The sequence below is a fragment of the Nocardia panacis genome, from assembly GCF_003598715.1.
GTDB classification, from domain to species: domain Bacteria; phylum Actinomycetota; class Actinomycetes; order Mycobacteriales; family Mycobacteriaceae; genus Nocardia; species Nocardia panacis.
This window is the reverse complement of sequence record NZ_QZFU01000023.1, coordinates 92,878-114,426: the sequence shown is the minus strand read 5'-3', so window position 1 is coordinate 114,426 and position 21,549 is coordinate 92,878. Positions and strand designations below refer to the sequence as shown.

Below are 21,549 nucleotides of genomic sequence, written 5' to 3'. Positions count from 1 at the left end.
TGCGCGTTCGGGCCTCACTCGCGGCGCCGGGTGAATCCGTTCGGCGAGACCTGTACGGGCGCTGCCTCGACGGGTTGCTCGGCGCCTAGGTCGGGTTCGCGCATGCCGATGCGTTCCTGGAGACGGCGCAGCGGGGCCGGCGCCCACCAGCAGTCGTCGCCGAGCAGGCGCATGACTGCCGGGACGAGGAGCATGCGCAGCAGGGTGGCATCGATGACGAGCGCGGCGATCATGCCGTAGGCGATGTACTGCATCATGACCAGGTCGGAGAAGGCGAACGCGCCGGTGACCACGAGCAGGATGAGGGCGGCGGCGGTGATGATGCGCCCGGTGTGCGCGGTGCCGGACCCGATGGCGGCGACGGTGCTCGCCCCCCGCGCGCGGGCCTCGACCATGCGGGAGAGCAGGAAGACCTCGTAGTCGGTGGACAGTCCGTAGATGATGGCGATGATCAGTACGAGGACGGGGGCCATGATGGGCTGCGGGGTGAAGTGCAGCAGGTTCGCGCCGTGTCCGTCGACGAAGATCCAGGTCAGGATGCCGAGGGTGGAGCCGAGGCCGAGCGCGCTCATGAGGATGGCCTTGATGGGCAGCACGATCGAGCCGAAGGTGAGGAACATGAGGGTGCCGGTCAGGACGACGACCAGCAGGATCATGAAGGGGATGCGGTAGAGCAGGGCGTCGATGCTGTCCTTCTCCAGTGCGGGTTTGCCGCCGACGAGCAGGGTGGTGCCCTCGGGAATGTCCATGGCGCGCAGGTATTCGATGGTTTTGCCGCCCTGGGCGGAGTCGATGAGCGGGGTCTGCATGCGGTAGACGCCGGGTTGCCCCCTGGCGGGTTTGGGGACTTCGAACTCCTCGGCGAGGCCGGGGGCCTCGTTGGCGAGGGTGCGGACCCGTCCGACGTCGGCGGTGTTGTCCGACAGCACGATCAGCATGAGCGGGTCGGCTTTGCGGAGTTTGAACTGTTCGTCGAAGTCGTGCTGGGCGATGCGGACCGGGTTGTCGGCGGGGAGGTATTTCTCGCTGAGTCCGCCGAAGACGAGGTTCTTCATGGGGATGATCAGCAGGAACAGGCCGATGCTGAGGGGGATGGCCACCCGCAGCGGTCGGCGCATGACCCAGCGGGCGGTGCGGCCCCAGAAACTGTTCTCCACCTGTTCGGCGGTGCGGGTGCGGCGGAAGCGTTGCAGGCCGAACTTGTCGACGCGCGGGCCGAGCAGGGCGAGGGTGGCGGGCAGGACGGTGATGGCGGTGAGCGCGGCCAGGGCCACGGTGGCGATCGCGCCGTAGGCGATGGATTTGAGGAAGCCCTGGGGGAATATCAGCAGGCCCGCGAGGCTGGCGATGACCATGGTGGCGGAGTAGACGACGGTGCGCCCGGCGGTCGTGACGGTGCGGCGCACGGCGGCGGGGGTGTCGTGGCCTTCGGCGAGTTCCTCGCGGAAGCGGCTGACGATGAACAGGCCGTAGTCGATGGCCAGGCCGAGTCCGACCATGGAGATGACGCCGGAGACGAAGGAATTGACCTGGGTGAGGTGGGTGAGGGCCATGACGATGCCATTGGCGCCCGCGACGGTGAGCGCGCCGACGAGCAGGGGCAGGGCGGCGGCGATGAGTCCGCCGAAGATGAAGAACAAGAGGACGGCGACGGCCGGGAAGGCGAGCTTCTCCATTCGGGTGATGTCGTCGGCCATGGTGTCGTTGATGGTGCCCGCGACGGCTTGGAGTCCGGCGACGCGGACGTCGACGCCGGGAATGGTGAACTCGTCCTTGACCTTGCGGTAGTTGGCCAGGACGTCGGTGTCGTTGTCGCCGAGCAGGGCCAGCGCGGCGAAGGCTGTGGTCCGGTCCTCGGTGGCGGCCTGGGTGCCGGTGAGGGCGCCTGCTCCGGGCCAGTAGGAGGCGTTGACGGCGGCGATCTCGTTCGGATGTTCGCGGGGAAGGCGGTTGAGGTGCTCGACCACGCGGGCGGTGAGGTCGGGATCGTCGACGGTTTTACCGGGTGGTGCGGTGACGATCAGCAGGACGTCGCCGTCGTGGTTGCGGCCGAAGGCGCGGTCGGCGATCTCGGCGGCACGGGAGGATTCGGCGGTGGGGTCGAACAGTCCGCTGGAGCTGAGGTGGTCTTCGACGCCGATGCCGTAGCCGCCGAGGGCGAGCAGGGCGGCGACGGTGAGACCCAGGACGGTGTAGCGGAGTCGGTGGACGAGTTCCCCCCAGCGCGCGAACATCAGTGGGCTGCCCGAAGGGTGGCGGCGGTCGCGCGAATCGTCAAGGGCGGCATCCTCTCCAGGGGTTTCGCGCCGGGTTGCGCGGTCGTTACCCAAGGTACAGGCGGGTTTGACGCGGTCGGCAGCCACAAGTGGTAGGTCACAAATCGTCGGTGGTGTGGCGTAGGTTGGATTGCATGACAACGCATCTCACGCATTGGGGGGCCTTCGACGCCGTGAGTGACGGCACCCGGTTGACGCGGGTGCGCCCGTGGTCGGGTGATCCCGAACCCAACCCTTTGATCGAGAATGTGGCCTCCGCGCAGCACCATCCGACGCGGATCGATCAGCCGTACGTGCGGCGCGGGTGGCTCGAGCACGGGCCGGGTCCGGCGGCGCGGGGCACGGAGGAGTTCGTGCCGGTGTCGTGGGAGCGGGCGCTGGATCTGCTTGCCGGGGAATTGCGTCGGGTGTATGGGGAGTTCGGCGCCGATGCGGTGTACGGGTCGTCGTACGGGTGGGCCAGTGCGGGGCGGTTCCATCACGCGCAGAGTCAGTTGCACCGGTTCCTGAATGTGCTCGGCGGTTATGTGTCGAGTGTGAACAGTTACAGCCTCGGCGCGTCCACGGTGCTGCTGCCGCATGTGCTGGCCGATATGGGCACGGTGCTGGACGCGGGGACGACGAAGTCGGTGCTGGCCGAGCACACGCGGCTGCTGGTGTCCTTCGGTGGGATCTCGCCGAAGAATTCGGCGGTGGCGCCGGGTGGGGTGTCGCGGCACAATACGCGCGGCTGGATCGGGGCGGCCGCGGCGAACGGCTGCCGTTTCGTGACGGTGTCGCCGCTGCGGGACGATATGCCCGCCGAGGCGGATGCGCGGTGGTTGGCGCCGCGGCCGGGCAGCGATGCGGCGCTGATGTTGGGGTTGGCGTGGGTGTTGGACGCGGAGGGTTTGGCGGACCGGGATTTCCTGTCGACGCATGCGGTGGGGTTCGAGCGTTTCGCGGAGTATCTGCGGGGCGCGGTCGACGGTGTGGCGAAGGATCCGGAGTGGGCGGCGGCGATCACGGGGGTGGCGGCGGAGACGATCCGGTCGTTGGCGCGGGAGATGGCGGGTACGCGCACGTTCATCACGGTGAGTTGGTCGCTGCAGCGGCAGCAGTACGGGGAGCAGCCGCTGTGGATGGGGATCGTGTTGGCGGCGATGCTGGGTCAGATCGGCTTGCCCGGCGGGGGTTTCGGGCACGGGTACGGGTCGAGTTCGCATGTGGGAGAGCCGGTGCGGGCCGTTTCCACGCCGCGTTTCCCGCAGGGGCGCAATCCGGTCGATGAGTACATTCCGGTGGCGCGGATCTCGGATATGTTGCTCGGGCCGGGCACCGACTACGAGTACAACGGTCAGCATCGGCGGTATCCGCGGATTCGGTTGGTGTACTGGGCCGGTGGCAATCCGTTCCATCATCATCAGGATCTGACGCGGTTGGGGGCGGCGTTCGGTCGGCCGGATACGGTGGTGGTGCACGATCCGTTCTGGACGGCTTCGGCGCGGCACGCGGATATCGTGCTGCCCTCGACGATGTCGATCGAGCGCGACGATTTCGGTGCGGGCCAGGGCGATCGGATGTTCTTTCCGATGCCCGCGTTGACGGGTCCGCACGGGCAGGCGCGCGACGACTACTGGATTCTCGGTGAGGTGGCCGAAAGGCTCGGTGTCGGTAAGGAATTCACCGAGGGGCGCACCGCCCGGGAGTGGTTGCGGCACCTGTACACCGAGTGGCGCGCAGGCATGGCCGAGCGGGGGTATCCGGTGCCGGAGTTCGACGAGTTCTGGGCGGGCGAGTCGATCGAGTTGCCGCTGCGCGAGCCGGAGAATGTGGCGTTCGCACAGTTCCGGGCCGATCCGGTGGCGCATCCGCTGACCACGCCGAGTGGTCGGATCGAGATCTTCTCCGAGACCATCGCGGGCTTCGGATACGACGATTGTCCGGGTCATCCGGTGTGGCGGGAGCCGCTGGAGTGGTTGGGTGGTGCGCGGGCGGCGCGGTTCCCGTTGCAGTTGGTGGCCAATCAGCCGCGGACCAAGTTGCACAGTCAGCTCGATGTGGGTGCGCACAGTCGTTCGGTGAAGGTGCGGGGTCGCGAGCCGATCCGCCTGCATCCCGATGATGCGGCGGCGCGGGGTCTCGGCGCGGGCGATATCGTGCGGGTGTTCAATGATCGTGGCAGTTGCCTTGCGGGCGTGGTGATCTCGGACGCGGTGCGGGCGGGTGTGGTGCAGTTGTCCACGGGAGCCTGGTACGACCCGGATCCGGCGGATCGGAGTTTCTGTCGGCACGGGAATCCGAATGCGGTGGCGGCGGATCGGGGCACTTCCCGGTTGGCGCAGGGGTCCACCGGTCAGTTGTCGCTGGTCGAGGTGGAGCTTTTCGCTGGGGAGTTGCCCGCGCTGGGTGTCGACGGTCCGCCCGCGATCGCGGATTCGTCGGTGTAGGTCTGCTGGTTTCGTTCGGCGGGTTCGGCGGTTCGCCGCGATGGCGCAGCTGTTAGTCTGCCGAACGAAATACCTTGGGCCAGGAGGATGCGGCAATGGCGTTGAGTGTCGAACGTTTCGATCATGTGGTCCTCAATTGCCGCGATGTCGCGGCCACCGCGGCCTGGTATGCGCGGGTGCTCGGGATGACCGTGCAGACCTTCGGTCCGTCGGCGCGGACCGCGCTCAAATTCGGTGCGCAGAAGATCAATCTGCGTCCGATCGGCGCGCTCGAGCTGGATCCGGCGTGGACCACCGGCGCGGTGGAGGCGGCGGGTTCGGAGGACCTGTGTTTCATCACCGAGGCGTCCCCGGAAGAGGTCGCCGCGCATCTGACCGCGTGCGGTGTGGAGATCGTCAATGGTCCCGTCACCAAGTCGGGCGCCCTGGGCGATATGACCTCACACTATTGCCGTGATCTCGACGGCAATCTCATCGAAATCGCTGTCTACCCTAAGGATTGACCCCTGGCCAAGCGCCCATATCGGCTAGCCGGAGAACCAGCGCGGCGATATTCCAGGCATCGTCGTCACCCCGGTGGTGCCTGCCCTCCAGCGGAAGTCCGCTGATCCCCAGGGCTCCGGCCATACCCACCGGCCGTCGCAGGTCCAGGGCGGTCGCGAATACCGCCTTCGCGTTGATGTGGCGCGCGCCGAAGGGATAGTCGGTCGCGGTGGCCTCGCACTGGCGCAGGAACTGTTTGCGGTCGTAGTCGCCCCAGCTCGCCCAGCCGCGCTTCTTCGCCGCGTACTCGGTGGTCAATGTTCGGCATGCCGCCGCGAAGCTGATCCCGGTTTCCACCTCGGCCCGTGTGTGGCCGGTCAGTTCCGTGCAGAACGGGCTGACGGTCGAGTGCTCCGGCCGCACCAGAATACGGTGCTTGCTGACGCGGGTGCGGGCGACGATGTCGACCACGGTCAAGCCGATCTCGATGATCTCGCTCCGCTGACCCTCGGGTGGTATCCCCTCCCAGCAGGTGGCCTCGACGTCAACGACATTCACCAGGCGCGCCCCATCAACCATGCGGCGAGGTTACTGGTTTCGGCCTGCGACCCGCATCCCATTTTGTGGCTTGCGCAGCTCCCGCTCGGGGTTTAATTTGGACGTATGCCCAAGGCGATTGACCAATGTGTCGGGATGCGGAGTTCTTCATGGTGACCGCGGCGGAGCAGGGCGACCAGACGCGGTCGCGACTCATGGATGCGGCGGCCGCGCTGATCGCCGAGCGGGGGTGGGGTGCGGTGAGCACGAGGCTGGTGGCCGAGCGGGCCGGAGTGCGATCGGGGGTCGTGCACTACCACTTCTCCACGGTCAACGACCTGCTGATCGATGCCGGACTGCGGGTGATGCGCGGTGAGACGCAGCGCTTGGCGGACGCGGTGACGGGGGAGTCCGGGCGCGCCGGTCTCGAGGTCTTGGCCGCGGCGGTGGATTCCTATCGACCCGATGACGAGGTCAGCCTCGTGATCGTCGAGGTGATGTTGGCCGCGAGCCGCCATGAGCGGTTGCGCACCGAGTTGGGCGCGCTGCTGCGCACGCATCGCGAGGGGGTGACGCACTGGCTGCGGGCACAAGGTTCAACGGATGCCGAAGCGAGCGCGGCGGTTCTGATGGCCGCGCTCGACGGCCTGTTCCTGCATCGAATCGTGGACGACCGCGCCGCGGCGCTGCCGATCGGCGCACCGCTGCAACGCATTACGGGTTTACTCGAGTCCGCGCAGGGACCCGAGCGCGAGGAATACGAAGGAGATCATCGATGAGCACCATCGGCGCCAGACTCAGCAGCAAAGCCCTGCGGACCCGCTGGTTCGTGCGGGCGCCGATCGGCCTGTATCGGGCGGGCCTCGGCATCGTGTTCGGTGTCAGACTCCTGATGCTCGAGCACATCGGCCGCAGCAGCGGCGCGCGCCGATACGTCGTGCTGGAAGTCGTCGACCATCCGGAGACCGATCGGTACGTGGTGGTCTCCGGATTCGGTCCCCGTGCCCAGTGGTACCGCAATATCGAGGCCGAACCCCGTGTGCGGGTATCCATCGGGTTGCGGCGTTCGATTCCGGCCATCGCGACGCCGATGTCGAAGTCGGAATCGGATGCGGCGCTGGCCCGCTACGCCCAACGCCATCCGAGGGCATGGCGGAAGTTGCGCGCCGCGATCGAACATGCCGTCGGCCACCCGGTCGACACCCTGCCCATGGTGTCGCTGCGGTTGGGAAACCGGTAGGGTCGCCGACGCGCATGTCCAACCGTGATCGACCGTCAGTTCAGAATGGTCATCACCCTGCCCGGCAGGTGCTCCTGATCGCGGCGCTGGGGGTAACTCTCGTCGGTCGTATCGATCGTCGCCTCGACCCGACCGCGTCCCGGTCCCATACCCATGCCGGTGATCACGCCATCGGGCTGTTCGAGGACGCCGTTCTCGTCGACCCGATCCGACTGTCCGCCGGTGGCGCCGGTATCCACGTTCTTCCATTGCACGAAGATGCGGAAGGCGCTGCAGGATTCGCCGGTGCGGGTGATCGCCACTTTGACGGCGAATTCGCCCGGCCTCGGCTGCGGCATGAGCGAGGCATTGATGATCGCGGCGCAGTTCTGGCCGGGAATCCGCGTCAGCGTCGGGGTGAATGTGGTGGAGGTGTCTCCGGCGCCGGCCGACGCAGGCCCGGTTATCCCGACGACCGCACCGACCGTCGCCGCCGCGATGATCCAGGTCCGAACCGAAAACCGATTGGCAAGAACTCGTTTGAGACTCATGTACCGATAGTCGGTCGCGGCGCGAGCGGCGTTAGCGGTCGCGGCGGTATCGATTCGGTAACGCAAACTCGAGAGTTGTTACGGCACAACATAGTTCGAGAATCAAGCCCCGAAATCCGTGGCATTGGTGAGGAATGCCGGCCAGGCGATATCGGTGCGCCATCGAGTGGAGTCGGCGGTATCGCGCAGGCCGGTGCGGTAGTACTCGCGGATGGGGCCGGGAACACCGAGCCCGCGTTCCACGATCGGAGAAGGACGCCACCATCCGGGAGTGGATGCGGGTCTCGCTGCACGCCGCGGTGGAATGCACCCGCAGCAATCTGGCCGTCGACTTCCGCCCCGAGGCGAGTCGCATCACCCTGTCGACACTGGTGGTCCACGGCACCCACGATGCCTTCGCGCCGCTGCGGACCTGCGGGCAACGCTCGGCCGACCTGATCCCCGACAGCACACTCGTGGTCTACGACAACGCCTCCCGCATGCTGCATCTGTCCCACCGCGATCGGCTCAACGGCGACCTGCTCGCATTCCATGCCGCCGGGTGCTCGGCTCGATTCGGTCCAGAGATTCACAGCCTTGACCGGGTGGACGAACGCTGCCGGCAATAGCCGGGGAGGGCGGACAGAGCGATGTGAATTCCGCAGTGGGGGTGGAGATTTCAGGGCGGGGGAGTGATGGTGCTCTCATCGGGGGCGGTGGGGATGGGGGTGGGTGGGCGGGGTCTGCCAGGATTTGGGTATGGTGTCGAATCCGTTGCCCGCGTTGGCTCGACTATTGGGGCGTCAGCCCTGGGTGATGGGGCTGGGGTGGGCGGTGCGGCCGCTCGAACAGGTGGTGCGGTGGGCGAGTCGGGGACGGCGCGGTGTGCTGGATCTGGCGGGGCTGCCCTCGCTCGAGATCACGGTGGTCGGGCGCAAGACCGGATTGCCGCGCACGACCTCGCTGCTGTGCGTGCCGAACGGGGAGTCGCTGGTGGTGATCGGGTCGAATTGGGGTGACGCGCGGCATCCGGTGTGGTCGGCGAATCTGCGGGCGGCGGACACGGCGACGGTGCGCTGGCGCGGTGAGCGGTTCACGGTGCGGGTCGAGCAGGTGCGCGGGGTGGATCGCAAGCGGCTGTGGGATCTGGCGGTGGAGTTCTGGCCGGGCTACGAGATGGAGCACGCGCTGTCCGGGTTCAGGGAGTTCCGGATCTTCGAGCTGACCCGCATGTGAATCCAATTCGGGAGCAGGGGTTTTTCACCAGGTGCGGTCGAACGGCTCGATGTCGATGACCACCGGCTTGGAGTTGATGTAGGTGTCGAGGTCGGGCAGATTCCATTCCTCGCCGGGGCGGATGCGGTGGAAGCGGAAGGTGGCGTCGGTGTCGTTGGCGTCGATGATGAAGCGGACGCCGACGCGGGGCGCCAGCCGGTAGACGTGTTCGGTGAGGGCGCGGGCCAGGGCGATGCCGTGCAGGAGCAGGATGCGCTGGTCGGGTTCGGTGATGCCGTCCCCGGTGTCGATCGGGAGGTGCTCCGCCAAGTGGACGACGCTGGCGGCGCATTCCCAGCCGGTGAGATCGAAGAGTCGGGAGCCGGAGCGGTCGACCGTCGCCGTGGAACCGGCCCAGGTGAGCACATTGCCGCGGTGGGTCAGTCCCTTCTCGAGGTGGGCGCGCAGCCCGTCGGCGAGTCCGTCGGGGGGTTCCAGGAAGGCGAATCCAGCTACCACGCCAAGGGTTTTCACCGCGGCGTCGCTCAGTTTCAGCGTCAACACCGCTACAGAGTGTCACGGGTGACGATGTTGTGCCGAGCGGTTTCTCAGGGTCCGATCCCGCCGCGGTGAAAGGGCGCTACCTCGCGGACTTCTCGAGAATCCCACTGATGTGGAGCAGGTCCCCCATGCGCAGGTCGTCGTCGGTCAGCGGCGGAAGGCCGTTGGCGGCGAACAGGTCTCGGACGCTGATCCCGCGCAGCGTCCAACCGAGGCCGAGCAGATAGGGAGCGGCCTCGTTGCGCGCACCGAGGTAACGCAGCCGCGCCATATCGGTATCGAAATTCTGCCCGCGCCACTGCTCGGAGATGCGGTCCAGGCGTCGCCGGGTCGTCTCTTCCTCGCCCGGTCGCGGGTTGGGCCTGCTCTCGGTGGCCAACCGGCTGCCCGGCGCGCTGAGTTCGGTGACGGTGTCCAACAGGCGGTCCTGCGCGGCGGGCGGCAGGTAGCCCAGCAGACCTTCGGCGCTCCACGCGGTCGGCCGGGTCGGGTCGAATCCGGCGGCCCGCAGGGCCGCGGACCACTCCTCGCGCAGATCGACGGCAGCCGTCCGCCGGTCGGCGGTGGGTGCGGCGCCCAGTTCGGCCAGTGCGCGCGTTTTGAATTCGAGGACCCGCGGCTGGTCGACCTCGTACACCACGGTCCCGGCGGGCCACGGCAGTCGGTAGGCGCGCGAGTCCAGTCCCGAGGCCAGGATCACGACCTGCCTGCTACCCGCGTCGGTCGCGGCGCGGAAGAACTCGTCATAGAACTTGGTCCGCGCCTTGGCCCCGTCGATCCACATCTGTCCGACCAGATCGTCCGGGGCTTGCGCGCCGCTCGCCAACCGCGTGAGCAGGTCGACACCGACCGCCCGGACGAGCGGTTCGGCGAACGGATCGTCGATGAGCGCCCGATCCTCGCGCGTCGCGATCGCCCTGGCGGTGGCGGCCATGGTGGCGGTCGCCCCAACGCCTGCCGCCAGATCCCGTGCATCTGCGTCGCTCCTCGAAGAACTCACGCCGTACCTTTCCTCAGGTCGTTTTGTCCAGCGGCGTCACCCTTTTCGCGGCTCGCAGCACCGTCGACCACATCGCACCACATGCCTGTGACATTTCGCGACGAAGCTGGTCCGACGGGGTTCCGGACTGCGCCCGGCGGAATCCGGCGCCAACGCGGTGGAGTCTCAGGGCATGTCGCTCGTGAGTATGTGGATGGCGTGCCGTGACGAGGCCGTCGTTCCCGTTGGTCGCAGGGGGAGGTCAGGCGGGTGGGATGAGTTCGGCGACCAGTTGTCGGACGCGGTCGGCGATGTCGTCGCGGACCAGGCGCATCCGTTCGATGCCGTCGATGCCGCGCTCGGAGGGTTCGTCGGTGTCCCAGTTGATGATTCGCACGCCATCGACCGGTTCGACGTGCGCTTCACGGCCGAGAGTGACGACCAGATCGACCGGGCGCAGCAACTGCGGATCGATGGGTTTGGGTGACTCGTCGCGGATGTCGACGCCCACTTCCAGCAGCGATCGCACCGACTCCTCGTTGAGGGTTCCCGAGGAAGGTTTCGTGCCTGCGGAGTGCACCTCGATGCTTTCGTTCGCGGCTCGGCGCATAAGTCCGGCGGCTATCTGGGATTTGCCGCGGTTGCCGACACAGACGAACAGAACGGCGGTGCGGGTGCTCACGACCGCGATACTCCTTCGGTGCGGGCGGTTTCGGCGGGCGCGATGCTCGTGGCCCGGAATCGTCCGCGCAGTGCCGGCGAGACGTAGACGAGGCCGACGAGGACCGGGACCTCGATCAGCGGTCCGACCACTCCGGCGAGGGCTTGCCCGGAGGTGGCGCCTCACCCGACGCGGACGATCGCCTTGCCGTGGGTCACGCCACCGGCCAGGTCGGCGATCGCGGTCTCGACCTCGGTCAGGGTGTATTCGGCGGTGATATCGATACCCACCGACCCGTCGGCGACCAGGGCCATGGCGCGAGTCGCGCTGTCGGCCAATCGTTTCGGATCGGACTTGCTGGTCAGGTCACTGTTGTAGGTGAGCAGCGACTGGCCTCGCATCAGCAGGTCGTTGGTCGACACGGTGACCGGCTCGAAGGTGGCGATGTTGCCGTAGACCACGATCCGACCGTGGGGCGCCAGCCGTTGCAGGTTCGCGACCCTGGTGGCGCCGCCGATCGGATCCAGGATCACGTCGAACCGCTCCTCGCCCAGCGCGTCGGGAAACTCGTCGCGCACCAGCACCTCGTGGTAGCCGAACCGGCGCGCGTACTCGACCTGACCGGGATTGCCGACCACCCCGACGATTCGCTGCGCACCCGCCGCCGCCGCGAACTGCCCGGCCAGTGTTCCGACACCACCGGCGGCCGCGTGGATCAGCACACTGTCCGCGCGCCGCACCCTGGCGACGGTGTTGATGAGGTCGTAGGCGGTCGGGGTCACCCACCCGAACCCGGCGGCCTCTCGCGGCCCGATCGCGGCGGCGTTGATCGCCAGCATGGCGGGCGCGGTCACAACCTCGGCGTAGGCGCCCCCACCGACCAGCGCGACCACCGGCTCACCGAGCCGCGTCGCGTCCACGCCGTCGCCGACCGCGACGATCGCGCCTGCCGCCTCGAACCCCGGCACGAACGGGCGTGGCAACGGGAAATGCGCCGCGCGCACCAGCACATCCCCGTACTGCACCCCCGCGTAGGCGACCCGGATCGCGACCTCACCCGGCCCCGGTACGGGTTCGGGCACCTCGGACAGGTGGAACTGATCGTCGGTGTCCAGCACAACAGCCTTCATCACATTCAACTTTCTGTGTTGACTCAGTATCCTGATATGCAAGAGCCAAGCAGTATCAGGTATTTGAGTCAACTGAGGGAGTTGTGACATGGCCGACGTGCCCGTCGAGGAATACGTGTGCACTCGCATCCGGCGCGCCGAACACGCGCTCATGGCCCACCACGAGGCGGCGCTGCGCGGCTACGGACTGACCATGACCCAGTACACGGTGCTGCTGACCCTCTCGCGTGCGGACGGCATGTCCGGTGCGCAACTGGCCCGCGCCCTCGGGGTCACCCAGCAGAGCATGGCGACCGTTCTGACCGGGATGCAGAACAAAGGACTCATCGATCGCCGACCCGCCGCGGTGCACGCCAAGGTCATGATCGCGACCGCAACCCCCGCGGGACGGGACCTCCTCGACCGCGCCTACCGAGAAGTCATCGTGCTCGAACGCGCACTCACCGACCGCTTCACCCCCGACGAGCACAGACAGTTCTGCGAATTCCTGGATCGCGCCACCGCCACCCTTGTCGAGCAAACACCCACCGCCCACCCCAACTGACATCCCACACTGGTGGGGGAAACCTTTGTCCGCCGGCCTGTTGGACCTCCGACCGTCAATGGAGACTTCATGGCCGGCGCTTCCGGATAGATCCGTGTCCTGTTGCGCGAGCCTCTGATTCACGTTGGTTCTGTGACCACACGTCGATGCTCGTACCAGATTACGAGGACGGTCGATCCGTTCGGTAGCGGCTGCGGTCGCCGGTCCACTACTGTCGCGCCGATCTTGTCGCAGATGCGCTGCACCGCGAGATTCGACTCTTTCGTGCCGATCTCGACGCTGGCGTATCCGGCGTCGTGGATGGCGTCGACCAGTGCGGCGACCGCTTCGCCGGCGTAACCGGCGCCCCGGTGACCGGCGCCGATCCACCAACCGATGGAACGCGAGGATGTTTCGTCGCCGGTGGAGTACACGGTTGCGCCACCGATCACGGTTGCGTCCGACCGCGATTCGATCACGAGAAGCCCTGGAGTCGGGTGGCCGCCGCCGATCGCCTTGATCAGTGCCCGACCTTTTCGTGCTGTCCAGCCGTTGCTGTCCAGCATCGCATCGTCGATTGTGGCTTCGAGCGAGACCGCGTCCCTCGGCGCCGGTCGGCGCAGGGTGAGCCGCGAGGTTTCGATGTCCCGCGGCAAGTCGTAGCGCGCACTGGTTTCCTTGTTGGTGAGTTCGCTGACGCGCCACACCCAGAGCGATCCCGCGACGAGGATGGTGGCGACCACAAGCAGCAGCCGGACGCCAACGATGAGTTCGGTTGCGGCAGAGGGGAATCTGGTCGTGATGCCGCCGCCGATGACCGCTGCGGGAAACCCGATGACTGCGATCCATGTCGCCAGCCCAAGGGTGGCATGCCGGGGCCAGCGCTGAAATGTCGCTTTGGCAACGGCGATTCGCCAGGTGGGGAACATGCGCGAACGATATTCGATTCCGACTCGGTAGGCCCATGTGGGTGGTGAGGGGTCGCTGATGATGTCGTCGATGGTCCAGCGGCCGACGCTGTATTCCTCGGCGAGAGATGCTTCAGCGATCCCGGGGCCGACGATCGCGATACCGACTTCCGGTGGGGGATATCGGATGGCGGTCGATCCTCGGCGGCTCGGGTCGGCCGTCTCCTCGATCCACTGGAAGGTCGACCTGTCGGTTGCCTATGGTCTATTTAGACTGTTATATTTAGACCATGCCAGCGAAGCTTTTGGACAACCCCCTCGTCGTCTCGGTGCTCGGTCGGCTCATGGAGCAACCCGCGCATCCCTATCAGTTGCTCACCGAATTACGTTCGCGCAGTGAGCATTACGCGTCAGCTGTCAATCGCGGCACCCTCTATAATGTGGTGTCGGCCGTGGTCGAGCAGGGGTGGGCGGTGGAGGAGGGGCAGCAGCGCAGCGGGAATCGACCCGAACGCACCGTCTACGCGCTCACCCCCGCCGGAAGCGCCGAACTCGTCCGTCGACTCGACCACGAAATCCGCCACCCGGCACGGGGATTCACCGGATTCCTCGGTGCGATCGCCTACCTCGGCGCACTCGGTCCCGACGGCGCGCTCGACGCGCTGAGCGAACGCATCGAGCGGTTGCGCGAACGCTCCGAGGAGGACGGTCGTCTGCTGGCCGAGGTGCACGCGGAAGGGGTGCCGCGGCTGTATGTCATCGAGGCCGAATATGCCCTGGCGCAGGATCGTTCGGAGATCGCGTGGCTGGAATCGATCCGCGCCGAGATCGCCGAAGGCACGCTGAGTTGGCCCGGCCACGAGGAAGTGTCCGACTGATCTTCGTCGGGAATCGGTGGGGGTAGCCGCCCGCGTCGGCTTTCCTTGCGTCGCATCCGCGCGCGATCGCCTTGGCGTTGTCCGTGCGTACCGTGACGAATCCTTCGCGGCATCTTCTCGAGGTTGGGAAGGTTCGATCGGATGGGGTGCGTAGTGTCCCGTTTCGGGCGCGGCGTGGTCGCTGTGGCGCGGCACGCGCGTGGCGACAGATTTTGCCGCGCAACGACCAGGGTCGTCGGCGGCTACCGGTCGGAACCGGGGTATCCGGTTGTCGGTGCGCGACCGCCCGTTTCGGGCAGCGGAGCGTGGGCAGGAAGAGGGACTATGCGGATGTTGGGTAAAGGACGGCGCCTGCGTGCCGGGGTGGGGCTCGCGCTCGGCATTGTCGCGCCCGCGTTGATCATGACCGCCTGTTCGGCCGACAAGAATTCCGGGACGACGCACTCCGTTACCGCGACAGCCACTTCGACCGTCGTCTCGAAGACGACACCACCGGTCACCACCACCGCGACACCGGGCAACTCCGGTGGAGGCGGCAATTCCGGTGGTGCCGAAGGGAATTCGGGTGGCGGCGGGACCGGGCAGACCGTCGCTCAGCAGCCCGGCGACGCGGGCGGCGCCACCCAGGCTCCTCCGGTGTTCAACGGCACCGACGGGTGCGACAGCACCGTCCAATGCGGTGTCGTCACAACGACTCCGGCGCCGCAGGCCGGTGGCACCGACACCTGCGGGACGAAAACGTTCTGCGGCACCACCAGTGCTCCGCCGTCGACGGCTGGTGGCACCGACACCTGTGGCACGAAGACCTTCTGCGGTACGACGAGCGCTCCCGCGCCGACCACCACGACTCGCCCGTAGCGGTCGGATACCTTGAATCACGCTCTCCCCTTGCCGAAATCGCCGTATACGACTGCGGCAAGGGGCGTGTGAAATATCGATTGGAGTTGAACGCCATGTCCACGATAGAGCTGACCCGATTCCGGGTCGCCCCGGAAAACACCCGTGCCATGCTGGCGGCCCGACCCGCCATGGTGGCCGATTTCGAGGCCGACAGGACCGGGTTTCTCGGCGCACAGCTCATTCAACTCCCCGATGACGAATGGCTCGACATCGTCGGATGGCGTACGGCGGCCGACTTCCACGCTTCCAGAGCCAAGGGGCCGAATCTTCCCGGAATCGCCGCATTCTTCGGCACTTTGGGCGAGCTCGTCTCCGACGAGCTCGGCACCCTGCCCGATCTCGACCGGATCTAGCCGGGAAGGCCGCGGCCGCGCGGTGAACTGCTTTGCCGGAGATAGGCGGTCGGTAGTGTTCGTGCCCCTGAAACCATTGTGGCACTGAACAGTTCATCAAGACGCCGCGACTGTTAGCATCCTCGCAATGAATGCGACCGGTGCGGTGGACAGCGCGGGCCTCGAACAGCGGCTGCGGGACAATCCCGACGATCCCGCCACGTGGCGCGCCTACGGCGAATGGCTCGACGGGTGCGGCGACGCGCGAGGCAGACTGATTCGACTCGAACAGGAGCGCGCCCGCATCGGTCCCGGTGATCGCTCGGACCTCGATCGGGAGATCGCCGCCCTGACAAGCGAACACCAGCAGGGTTGGGACGCCGAACTACCGTCGAACTCGACGTGCCTGGCCCGTCGGCACGGGTTCGCGACGAAAGTCGGGATCGTGTGGTCCGATGACGAACCCACGCTGATAGCACAGGCGCTGCGGCAGCGGTTCGTCACCGCGCTGCGCATCGAACCAGACCCCCGCCAGGACAGTTTCCCGTTCCCCGACTACAACATCGGCGCGAACGGGCCGCAAACGCGCATCGAGGTCGACGCCCTCGCGACAATCGATCTCGGCCGATTGGTGGAACTCGATCTGGCCTATCTGCGCCTCGGTGGTCCCGGTGCGAAAGCCCTCGCCGCGGCGGGCGATCCCACTGTCGCGCGACTCGAAATGCTCGACCTGCGCTACAGTCGGGTGGGCGATGTGGGTATCGCCGCGCTCGCGGGAGCCGGGTCCTTCGCCGGTGTTCGCCGAATTCATCTGCAGCGTAACCTGATCACCGCAGTGGGTGTGCGTGCGCTGCACGGCCTGACTCGGCTGACCGAACTCGACCTGCGCTACAACAACATCGGCGTGGAAGGTGTGCGCGCGCTGCTGGAAGCGCCGTTCATCGGCTCGCTCACGCGACTGTGGCTGTATCGCGCCGATGTGGGCGAGGACGGCGCGCGAATGCTCGCGTCCGCCCCGCAGCTTCCGCCTGCCCTGCGCAGCTATTGGAGGAGCGTATGAGTATCGCACTGCGTGATCGGTTCTTCGAACTGTCGGCCGAGCGCGCTCCCGCCGATGCGGTCGCCCGCTACCGCGACGAGGTGAACGCCACCACCGCCGAACCCGTTGCGGTAGTGGACGGATTGGCGATCTGCTGGCATCCGACGGCCCGGTTCAAAGCGGTCCGCTTCGTCGAGGCCGAACACATCGACGTCGGGGTGCGCGAGCTGTTCGCAAGGCCCGGCGCCGCGCCGCGATTGGCCGCCGTCTTCGTCGATCCGTGCGAACTGTCCTTGCGCACCTTCGAGAACATCCTCCCCCTCGACTACCTGTTCGCCGATGCCGAACTGACGCTCACCGGCCGCCACGAATTCGCCGACGGCGCTTACACATTCGCACTGGAACTGCCCGAAGCCACCCGTGCGAGCCTGGAAGGACTCGACTCGCTCGGCCTCTACGTCCCGCCGCTCAATGCCGCCACCCGCGGCGGTGACCGGTTCATCTTCCATTCGGCGCGGCTGGCCGACGCTCTCACCGCCGCGGTGTCCGAGGCGCTGCCGCTCGCGGGCTTCTCGCACGTGAATCCCGTCTTCCGCTGCAACCGTTTCGAACCGGGCGACGCCAATTTCCACCGCCACCGCGATACGCCCTACTACGATGCGGCGCACTCGCATATCTCCCGCTACACGGTGCTGCTCTACCTCACCGGCGGCTCCGGCGAACCCGCGCTCGATCTGATCGGCGGCGCCGCGCTGGACGAGATCGAAGCCTGCACCTGCGTGATCTTCGATCAGCGCTACGAGCACGAAGGCGCGCCCTACCGCGACGGCCGCAAGGTCTTCCTGCGGACCGAATTGATCTTCACCGATCCGGCTGTCGAGCACGATCCGCGGATCGCGGCACTGTTCGGCAAAGCCTGCTATCTGACCGGGGAGAGCGTCTTCGCGCCCGAACTGGCCCGCCACGCCGATGCCTACTACAACGAGGTCGCCGCCGCGCACTGGCGTGGACCCGCTCCGGGAACCACGCCGGAACCCTTCTTGCACAAGCAGTTTCGCGGCCGAGATTTCGTGACCAACGGCTACGACTTCTGGTTCGCCGATGATCTGTCGCTGCCCGAATGCGCGGCGATCACCCTGCTCGACTACTTCAACTGCGGGATCGGCGAATCCACCTTCCGCGCCGAGTGCGCGGCGGAGGTGATCCACGCCGAGAATTCGGATTGGATCCCGGCCTTCCTCGCCGACAAGTCGGGCAGCGCGCCGATCGTCGCCTTCGACAAGTCGCTGCTGTTCCCCGAACCGGAGGAATTCGACGGCTTCGACCTTCCCGACTGTGCCTGCCCGATCTGCAACGACGGTTACATCGTCGAGACCCTCGATGTCGAGCGCAATGAAGAGGTCATCGAGCATTACCGGCACGCGCAGGATGCCGCGAAGGCCGACATCATGCCCGCGCCGATCCTGATGCTCGGCGAAGATGTGCTGCTCGATCCGGAAATGTTCGTCGTCGAGGGCAACCGCATCCACGTCCTCGGCAAGCGAGCGCCCGCGCCGGTGAACTTCGCGGCCTGCCAAGGCCCCGTGTACCTCACCGTCGGGCCGGAGGATCTGGTCGTCGCCTCGAATACCGTCGCGGCGGCCCACTTTCTCGTCCCGCCGATCCTGTTCGCCGAATACGCGGGCCTGCGGCATTTGAAATTCGACTTCTTCCGCAACTCGTGGCGGGCGACCTATGAGCAGTCGACGGTGAGCATTCCGATGGTTCGTCCGTTGGAGGAGTCCGATATCAGGGAAGAGGAGTGGGACGAAGACGACGAGGACGAATTCGACGAAGACGAGGAATAGGGTCCAAATATCGCGGGTCCGGTGCGGAGTTCGAGCGTCGCGCGCGCCCGACCGCGAGGAACCGTGGGTTCCGGCGTGCCTGTCACCAGGGCACCGTTCCGGCGTCGTCGAAGAATCCACCGGTCGGTCCGTCGTCGGGCAGGGTCGCGAGGCGAATCGCGATGGCCGCGCCCTGTCGCGGGGTACGGACGCCGCGGCCACACTCGCGTCGTCGGTCACGTCGAGCGGCACGCCGCCTGTTGCCATGCCGGGACGACGGGTGAACAGTCGACAACTGCCCGAGGCGGACATCGTGTGAGTCGCTGTGCTCTCAAATAATCGATTCCCGCCGACATCGATGTTGTGCAAGAGTCTGCCGGTGTCTGCCTTTCAGAACGAAGTCTCCCCGCGATATGCACTCGACCTACTTCGCTGGCAGTTCGACCTGACCTGGTCCCTGTTCGAGTACCACCTGGACAGGCTCGAATCCGACGACTTCCTGTGGAAGCCCGCCGCAAACTGCTGGACGGTGCATCGGGCCGACGACGGGACGTGGGTGCCGGACTGGGCGGACAGTGAGCCCGACCCCGTTCCTGTACCAACTATTGGCTGGCTGAGCTGGCACATCGGCTGGTGGTGGAGCGTGGCCATCGACCACGCGCACAGCAGGACGCCCCGCGAGCGCAGTGACATCACGTGGCCGGGTGCGGGTAAGCCTGCCGTCGAGTGGCTGCGTGGTCTACGTGCGGACTGGCTGGAGGCGCTCGGCCGGTTCACTGACGCCGACCTGGATTCCCCCGCCCCGTTCCCGTGGCAGAACGACCCCCAGCACACCGTCGCCCACATGGTCGCCTGGGTGAACGCCGAACTGATGAAGAATGCCGCGGAAATCGGCCAACTCCGCCTCCAGCGAGCTTCCAACCACCCGCAGGCAATCATGAACCGACTGCCATAAGGCCTCGCGTAGCACGACTTTTCGCGCCACCGGGTCTTCTGACGCCGAACCGTCAGGTCGATACTCTCGCAACGATATGGGCGACGGCCAACTCCAACACCGCAGCCCGCTTCTCCGTTGAGTCGGTACCCGATTGAATTGTCGCGGCGGAGCATCGACAAAGATGGCGAGAGATCGTAGAGTCCGCTGCCATGCCGCAAGTGACGGGTGCCGGTTCCGACATACCGGCCTCTGGGGGAGTACTGCCAGTTGATCAGTACGTTGCGGGGTTGAACCGGAAGCGAATGGCCGCAGGGGTGTTGTGGCGCGACAGCGCTGGTCGCGTGCTGTTGGTCGAGCCTTCCTACAAGCCGAACTGGGAGCTGCCGGGCGGTGCGGTCGAGGAGGATGAGGCCCCGTGGGCGACCGCGCGGCGGGAGGTGGCCGAAGAGCTCGGATGGGAACGCCCGCTCGGTCGCCTGCTCGTGGTCGACTATGTGCGCGCCCAGGATTCACGTCCGGAAGGCGTCATATTCCTCTTCGACGGCGGCCTGATCACCGACGCCGATCTTGCGTCAATGGTGTTGGCCGACAATGAGATTCTGTCGGCCAGGTTCCTTTCGCTCGACCAGGCGCGTGCGAGAGTGAAGCCGCTGCTCGCCGACCGCCTCGCCGCGGCATTGAATGCCGTCGAGGGCGGCGGCACCGTTATCTGCGAGCAGGGGCGGCCTATTGCCTAGAGGAAGAGAAGTCGGAAGAGGACGAACTCGATGAAGGCGAGGAATAGCGTCCACCTCCTCGGCATGGCCCGCTCGTGCTCGGCCAATCGCAGCCGGTTGAGTTCCCTTGCGCTACAGGTGTTTGCATGATATCGAGCATCGCCGTGGCGGTGGCAGGGCGGGTGGCCGCGTCGACGGTCAGGGAACGAACCGAGGTCTCTTTCCAGAGTCGCTCGGTCAGAAGCCCATCGCCAGATCAAGGGCAGTTACAGCGAGTTCGGCGGCAGCGTTCGGATGGCCCATTGCCGCTGCGTTCATAGACATCGCCGTTCGTGTAGCGGGTTTGAACAACAGGTGGAACAGTTCGGCTCGAAGTCGATCCGTTGTAGCGTCGTTACCGATGAGTGCGCGGGCGGCGTGGTGATCGGCGAGGTGCTCGGCGCCGCGAGCCTGCTCGCCACCGACCGAATGTGGGTAGGGGATCAGGACGGATGGCTTGCCGAGGGCGGTCAGCTCGGCGAGAGTCCCAGCGCCGGAACGTGATACGACAATATCCGCCAGCGCGAAGATGTCTGCGAGCAGGTCTACATCGATGAACTCGTGGAGCTGGTATCGGGCACGCAACGTACCGGGCAGTGTTTCGGCGTGGCGGTTGATGTCGGTGAACGATGTCCGCCCGCATTGGTGAACGACGTTGGCGACCTGGAGTAGTTCGGGCAGTATCGCGATGATCAAATCGTTGATCTGACACGCTCCCTGCGCGCCTCCGGTCACGTAGACCGTGGGCAACTCCGGGGTGTACCCGCCCCATTCCAATGCCCGCACCGCAGCCTGCGGATCGCCCGCCATCAGCGCGGCGCGGATCGGATTGCCGGTGACGACAGCGCGATCACGGGCCTTTCCCCGTAACAGCTCCAGCGAAGCAGCGGAACTGACAGCTATACGGGTAGCGACGGGGGCCAGGAGTTCATTCGCTTTGCCGATGCCGGAGGTCTGTTCATGGATCAGCAACGGTCGGCGCAGGAGCGCCGCGGCGACACCGACCGGCACGGCGACATATCCACCGGTGGCGATCACCACGTCCGGCCGGAACTTCGCGACCAGCAGGATGGCCGCGATGACCGAACCCGGAAGCCGCAGAGCATCTTTGATGTTCTCGACGTCGGTCAGCATCCGCAGCGGATTGTGGTCCCGACGCAACCGGCCCGCCCGGAGCGGGGCGAAGTCCACCCGGTTCTCCACAGCGACACGCTGTTCGAGCGAATCGGGTGTGCCGACCCACAGCACATCCGCGGCCGCACCTGCGTCGCTGACCAGCGTCCGCAGAGCGCGAATCACGGCGGCAGCGGGATAGGTGTGTCCGCCGGTGCCGCCTCCTGCGACGATCACCCTGACCCGCCCGCGCTCGGCTACTCGGGTCAGGACAGAAGTGCGGTCGAGATCGGCCACGGCGACGCTCCCTGATCGGAC

24 protein-coding genes and 1 pseudogene are annotated in these 21,549 nt (G+C 66.6%); 14 read left to right on the top strand and 11 right to left on the bottom strand.

Annotation, left to right across the window (positions count from 1 at the left end; translation table 11 throughout):
* Positions 1-14: 14 nt before the first annotated feature.
* Positions 15-2,234, bottom strand: coding sequence for an MMPL family transporter (locus tag D5S18_RS19510; RefSeq protein ID WP_120042491.1), 2,220 nt, complete (start codon positions 2,232-2,234; stop codon positions 15-17).
* Positions 2,235-2,410: 176 nt separating this feature from the next.
* On the opposite strand from D5S18_RS19510, the gene D5S18_RS19505 reads away from it, so the two are divergent.
* Together D5S18_RS19505 and D5S18_RS19500 are read left to right on the top strand one after the other, a co-directional pair.
* On the top strand, positions 2,411-4,705 hold the full coding sequence (locus D5S18_RS19505) for a molybdopterin-dependent oxidoreductase (protein ID WP_120042490.1): 2,295 nt from the start codon (positions 2,411-2,413) through the stop codon (positions 4,703-4,705).
* Between the two features lie 95 nt (positions 4,706-4,800).
* Positions 4,801-5,208 carry a VOC family protein gene (locus D5S18_RS19500; RefSeq protein ID WP_120042489.1) on the top strand — a complete coding sequence of 136 codons (408 nt, stop codon included), beginning with the start codon at positions 4,801-4,803 and terminating at the stop codon, positions 5,206-5,208.
* Here D5S18_RS19500 and D5S18_RS19495 read toward each other — a convergent pair.
* Positions 5,198-5,767 carry a 3'-5' exonuclease gene (locus D5S18_RS19495; RefSeq protein ID WP_120042488.1) on the bottom strand — a complete coding sequence of 190 codons (570 nt, stop codon included), beginning with the start codon at positions 5,765-5,767 and terminating at the stop codon, positions 5,198-5,200. The two genes, D5S18_RS19500 and D5S18_RS19495, sit on opposite strands and share 11 nt — an antisense overlap.
* Before the next feature lie 128 nt (positions 5,768-5,895).
* Between D5S18_RS19495 and D5S18_RS19490 the strand changes: the two genes are divergently transcribed.
* Positions 5,896-6,504 (top strand): TetR/AcrR family transcriptional regulator, encoded by a 609-nt coding sequence (locus D5S18_RS19490; RefSeq protein ID WP_120042866.1) that lies wholly within the window; start codon positions 5,896-5,898, stop codon positions 6,502-6,504.
* Positions 6,501-6,965, top strand: coding sequence for a nitroreductase family deazaflavin-dependent oxidoreductase (locus tag D5S18_RS19485; protein WP_120042487.1), 465 nt, complete (start codon positions 6,501-6,503; stop codon positions 6,963-6,965). Before D5S18_RS19490 ends, D5S18_RS19485 begins: the two co-directional genes overlap by 4 nt.
* A gap of 35 nt (positions 6,966-7,000) precedes the next feature.
* On the opposite strand, the gene D5S18_RS19480 is transcribed toward D5S18_RS19485, so the two are convergent.
* A complete protein-coding gene (locus tag D5S18_RS19480; RefSeq protein WP_239003877.1) occupies positions 7,001-7,495 on the bottom strand; it encodes a hypothetical protein in 495 nt (164 codons plus the stop codon).
* 102 nt (positions 7,496-7,597) lie between these two features.
* The gene (locus tag D5S18_RS19475) at positions 7,598-7,738 is read right to left on the bottom strand and encodes a hypothetical protein (RefSeq protein ID WP_203236821.1); all 141 of its coding nucleotides are present in this window, start codon (positions 7,736-7,738) and stop codon (positions 7,598-7,600) included.
* Between the two features lie 32 nt (positions 7,739-7,770).
* On the opposite strand from D5S18_RS19475, the gene D5S18_RS19470 reads away from it, so the two are divergent.
* Positions 7,771-8,103, top strand: coding sequence for an alpha/beta fold hydrolase (locus D5S18_RS19470; RefSeq protein WP_120042486.1), 333 nt, complete (start codon positions 7,771-7,773; stop codon positions 8,101-8,103).
* A 130-nt stretch (positions 8,104-8,233) separates the two neighbouring features.
* Entirely contained in the window at positions 8,234-8,710 is a 477-nt protein-coding gene (locus D5S18_RS19465; protein WP_203236820.1) for a nitroreductase family deazaflavin-dependent oxidoreductase, read from the top strand.
* Positions 8,711-8,734: 24 nt separating this feature from the next.
* Here the strand turns inward: D5S18_RS19465 and D5S18_RS19460 are convergent, their stop codons facing one another.
* The 5 genes and pseudogenes from D5S18_RS19460 to D5S18_RS19440 form a co-directional block, all read right to left on the bottom strand.
* Entirely contained in the window at positions 8,735-9,253 is a 519-nt protein-coding gene (locus D5S18_RS19460) for a PM0498 family protein (protein WP_120042485.1), read from the bottom strand.
* Between the two features lie 76 nt (positions 9,254-9,329).
* Complete coding sequence (locus tag D5S18_RS19455) at positions 9,330-10,250, bottom strand: class I SAM-dependent methyltransferase (RefSeq protein WP_120042484.1); 921 nt, start codon at positions 10,248-10,250, stop codon at positions 9,330-9,332.
* A 241-nt stretch (positions 10,251-10,491) separates the two neighbouring features.
* Positions 10,492-10,911 carry an arsenate-mycothiol transferase ArsC gene (locus D5S18_RS19450; protein ID WP_120042483.1) on the bottom strand — a complete coding sequence of 140 codons (420 nt, stop codon included), beginning with the start codon at positions 10,909-10,911 and terminating at the stop codon, positions 10,492-10,494.
* Positions 10,908-11,072, bottom strand: a pseudogene (locus D5S18_RS35790) (ACR3 family arsenite efflux transporter); the annotation flags it as partial. The gene D5S18_RS19450 and the pseudogene D5S18_RS35790, both read right to left, overlap by 4 nt.
* On the bottom strand, positions 11,073-12,020 hold the full coding sequence (locus D5S18_RS19440) for a quinone oxidoreductase family protein (protein WP_120042482.1): 948 nt from the start codon (positions 12,018-12,020) through the stop codon (positions 11,073-11,075).
* An 88-nt stretch (positions 12,021-12,108) separates the two neighbouring features.
* Between D5S18_RS19440 and D5S18_RS19435 the strand changes: the two genes are divergently transcribed.
* The gene (locus tag D5S18_RS19435) at positions 12,109-12,564 is read left to right on the top strand and encodes a MarR family winged helix-turn-helix transcriptional regulator (RefSeq protein ID WP_120042481.1); all 456 of its coding nucleotides are present in this window, start codon (positions 12,109-12,111) and stop codon (positions 12,562-12,564) included.
* Positions 12,565-12,683: 119 nt separating this feature from the next.
* On the opposite strand, the gene D5S18_RS19430 is transcribed toward D5S18_RS19435, so the two are convergent.
* On the bottom strand, positions 12,684-13,472 hold the full coding sequence (locus D5S18_RS19430; RefSeq protein WP_120042480.1) for a GNAT family N-acetyltransferase: 789 nt from the start codon (positions 13,470-13,472) through the stop codon (positions 12,684-12,686).
* A 269-nt stretch (positions 13,473-13,741) separates the two neighbouring features.
* On the opposite strand from D5S18_RS19430, the gene D5S18_RS19425 reads away from it, so the two are divergent.
* The 7 genes from D5S18_RS19425 (at position 13,742) to D5S18_RS19390 (ending at position 20,100) form a co-directional block, all read left to right on the top strand.
* Positions 13,742-14,329 (top strand): PadR family transcriptional regulator, encoded by a 588-nt coding sequence (locus D5S18_RS19425; RefSeq protein ID WP_120042479.1) that lies wholly within the window; start codon positions 13,742-13,744, stop codon positions 14,327-14,329.
* 324 nt (positions 14,330-14,653) lie between these two features.
* Entirely contained in the window at positions 14,654-15,187 is a 534-nt protein-coding gene (locus tag D5S18_RS19420) for a hypothetical protein (RefSeq protein WP_147404023.1), read from the top strand.
* Between the two features lie 95 nt (positions 15,188-15,282).
* The gene (locus tag D5S18_RS19415) at positions 15,283-15,582 is read left to right on the top strand and encodes a hypothetical protein (RefSeq protein ID WP_120042477.1); all 300 of its coding nucleotides are present in this window, start codon (positions 15,283-15,285) and stop codon (positions 15,580-15,582) included.
* Between the two features lie 127 nt (positions 15,583-15,709).
* The gene (locus D5S18_RS19410) at positions 15,710-16,621 is read left to right on the top strand and encodes a hypothetical protein (protein WP_120042476.1); all 912 of its coding nucleotides are present in this window, start codon (positions 15,710-15,712) and stop codon (positions 16,619-16,621) included.
* On the top strand, positions 16,618-18,447 hold the full coding sequence (locus D5S18_RS19405; protein ID WP_120042475.1) for a hypothetical protein: 1,830 nt from the start codon (positions 16,618-16,620) through the stop codon (positions 18,445-18,447). Before D5S18_RS19410 ends, D5S18_RS19405 begins: the two co-directional genes overlap by 4 nt.
* Positions 18,448-18,805: 358 nt before the next feature.
* Entirely contained in the window at positions 18,806-19,381 is a 576-nt protein-coding gene (locus D5S18_RS19395; protein WP_239003876.1) for a DinB family protein, read from the top strand.
* A 284-nt stretch (positions 19,382-19,665) separates the two neighbouring features.
* The gene (locus D5S18_RS19390; protein WP_239003875.1) at positions 19,666-20,100 is read left to right on the top strand and encodes an NUDIX domain-containing protein; all 435 of its coding nucleotides are present in this window, start codon (positions 19,666-19,668) and stop codon (positions 20,098-20,100) included.
* A 216-nt stretch (positions 20,101-20,316) separates the two neighbouring features.
* Here the strand turns inward: D5S18_RS19390 and D5S18_RS19385 are convergent, their stop codons facing one another.
* Positions 20,317-21,468, bottom strand: a complete 1,152-nt coding sequence (locus D5S18_RS19385; RefSeq protein ID WP_282434868.1) for a UDP-N-acetylglucosamine--N-acetylmuramyl-(pentapeptide) pyrophosphoryl-undecaprenol N-acetylglucosamine transferase — start codon at positions 21,466-21,468, stop codon at positions 20,317-20,319.
* Positions 21,469-21,549 lie beyond the last annotated feature (81 nt).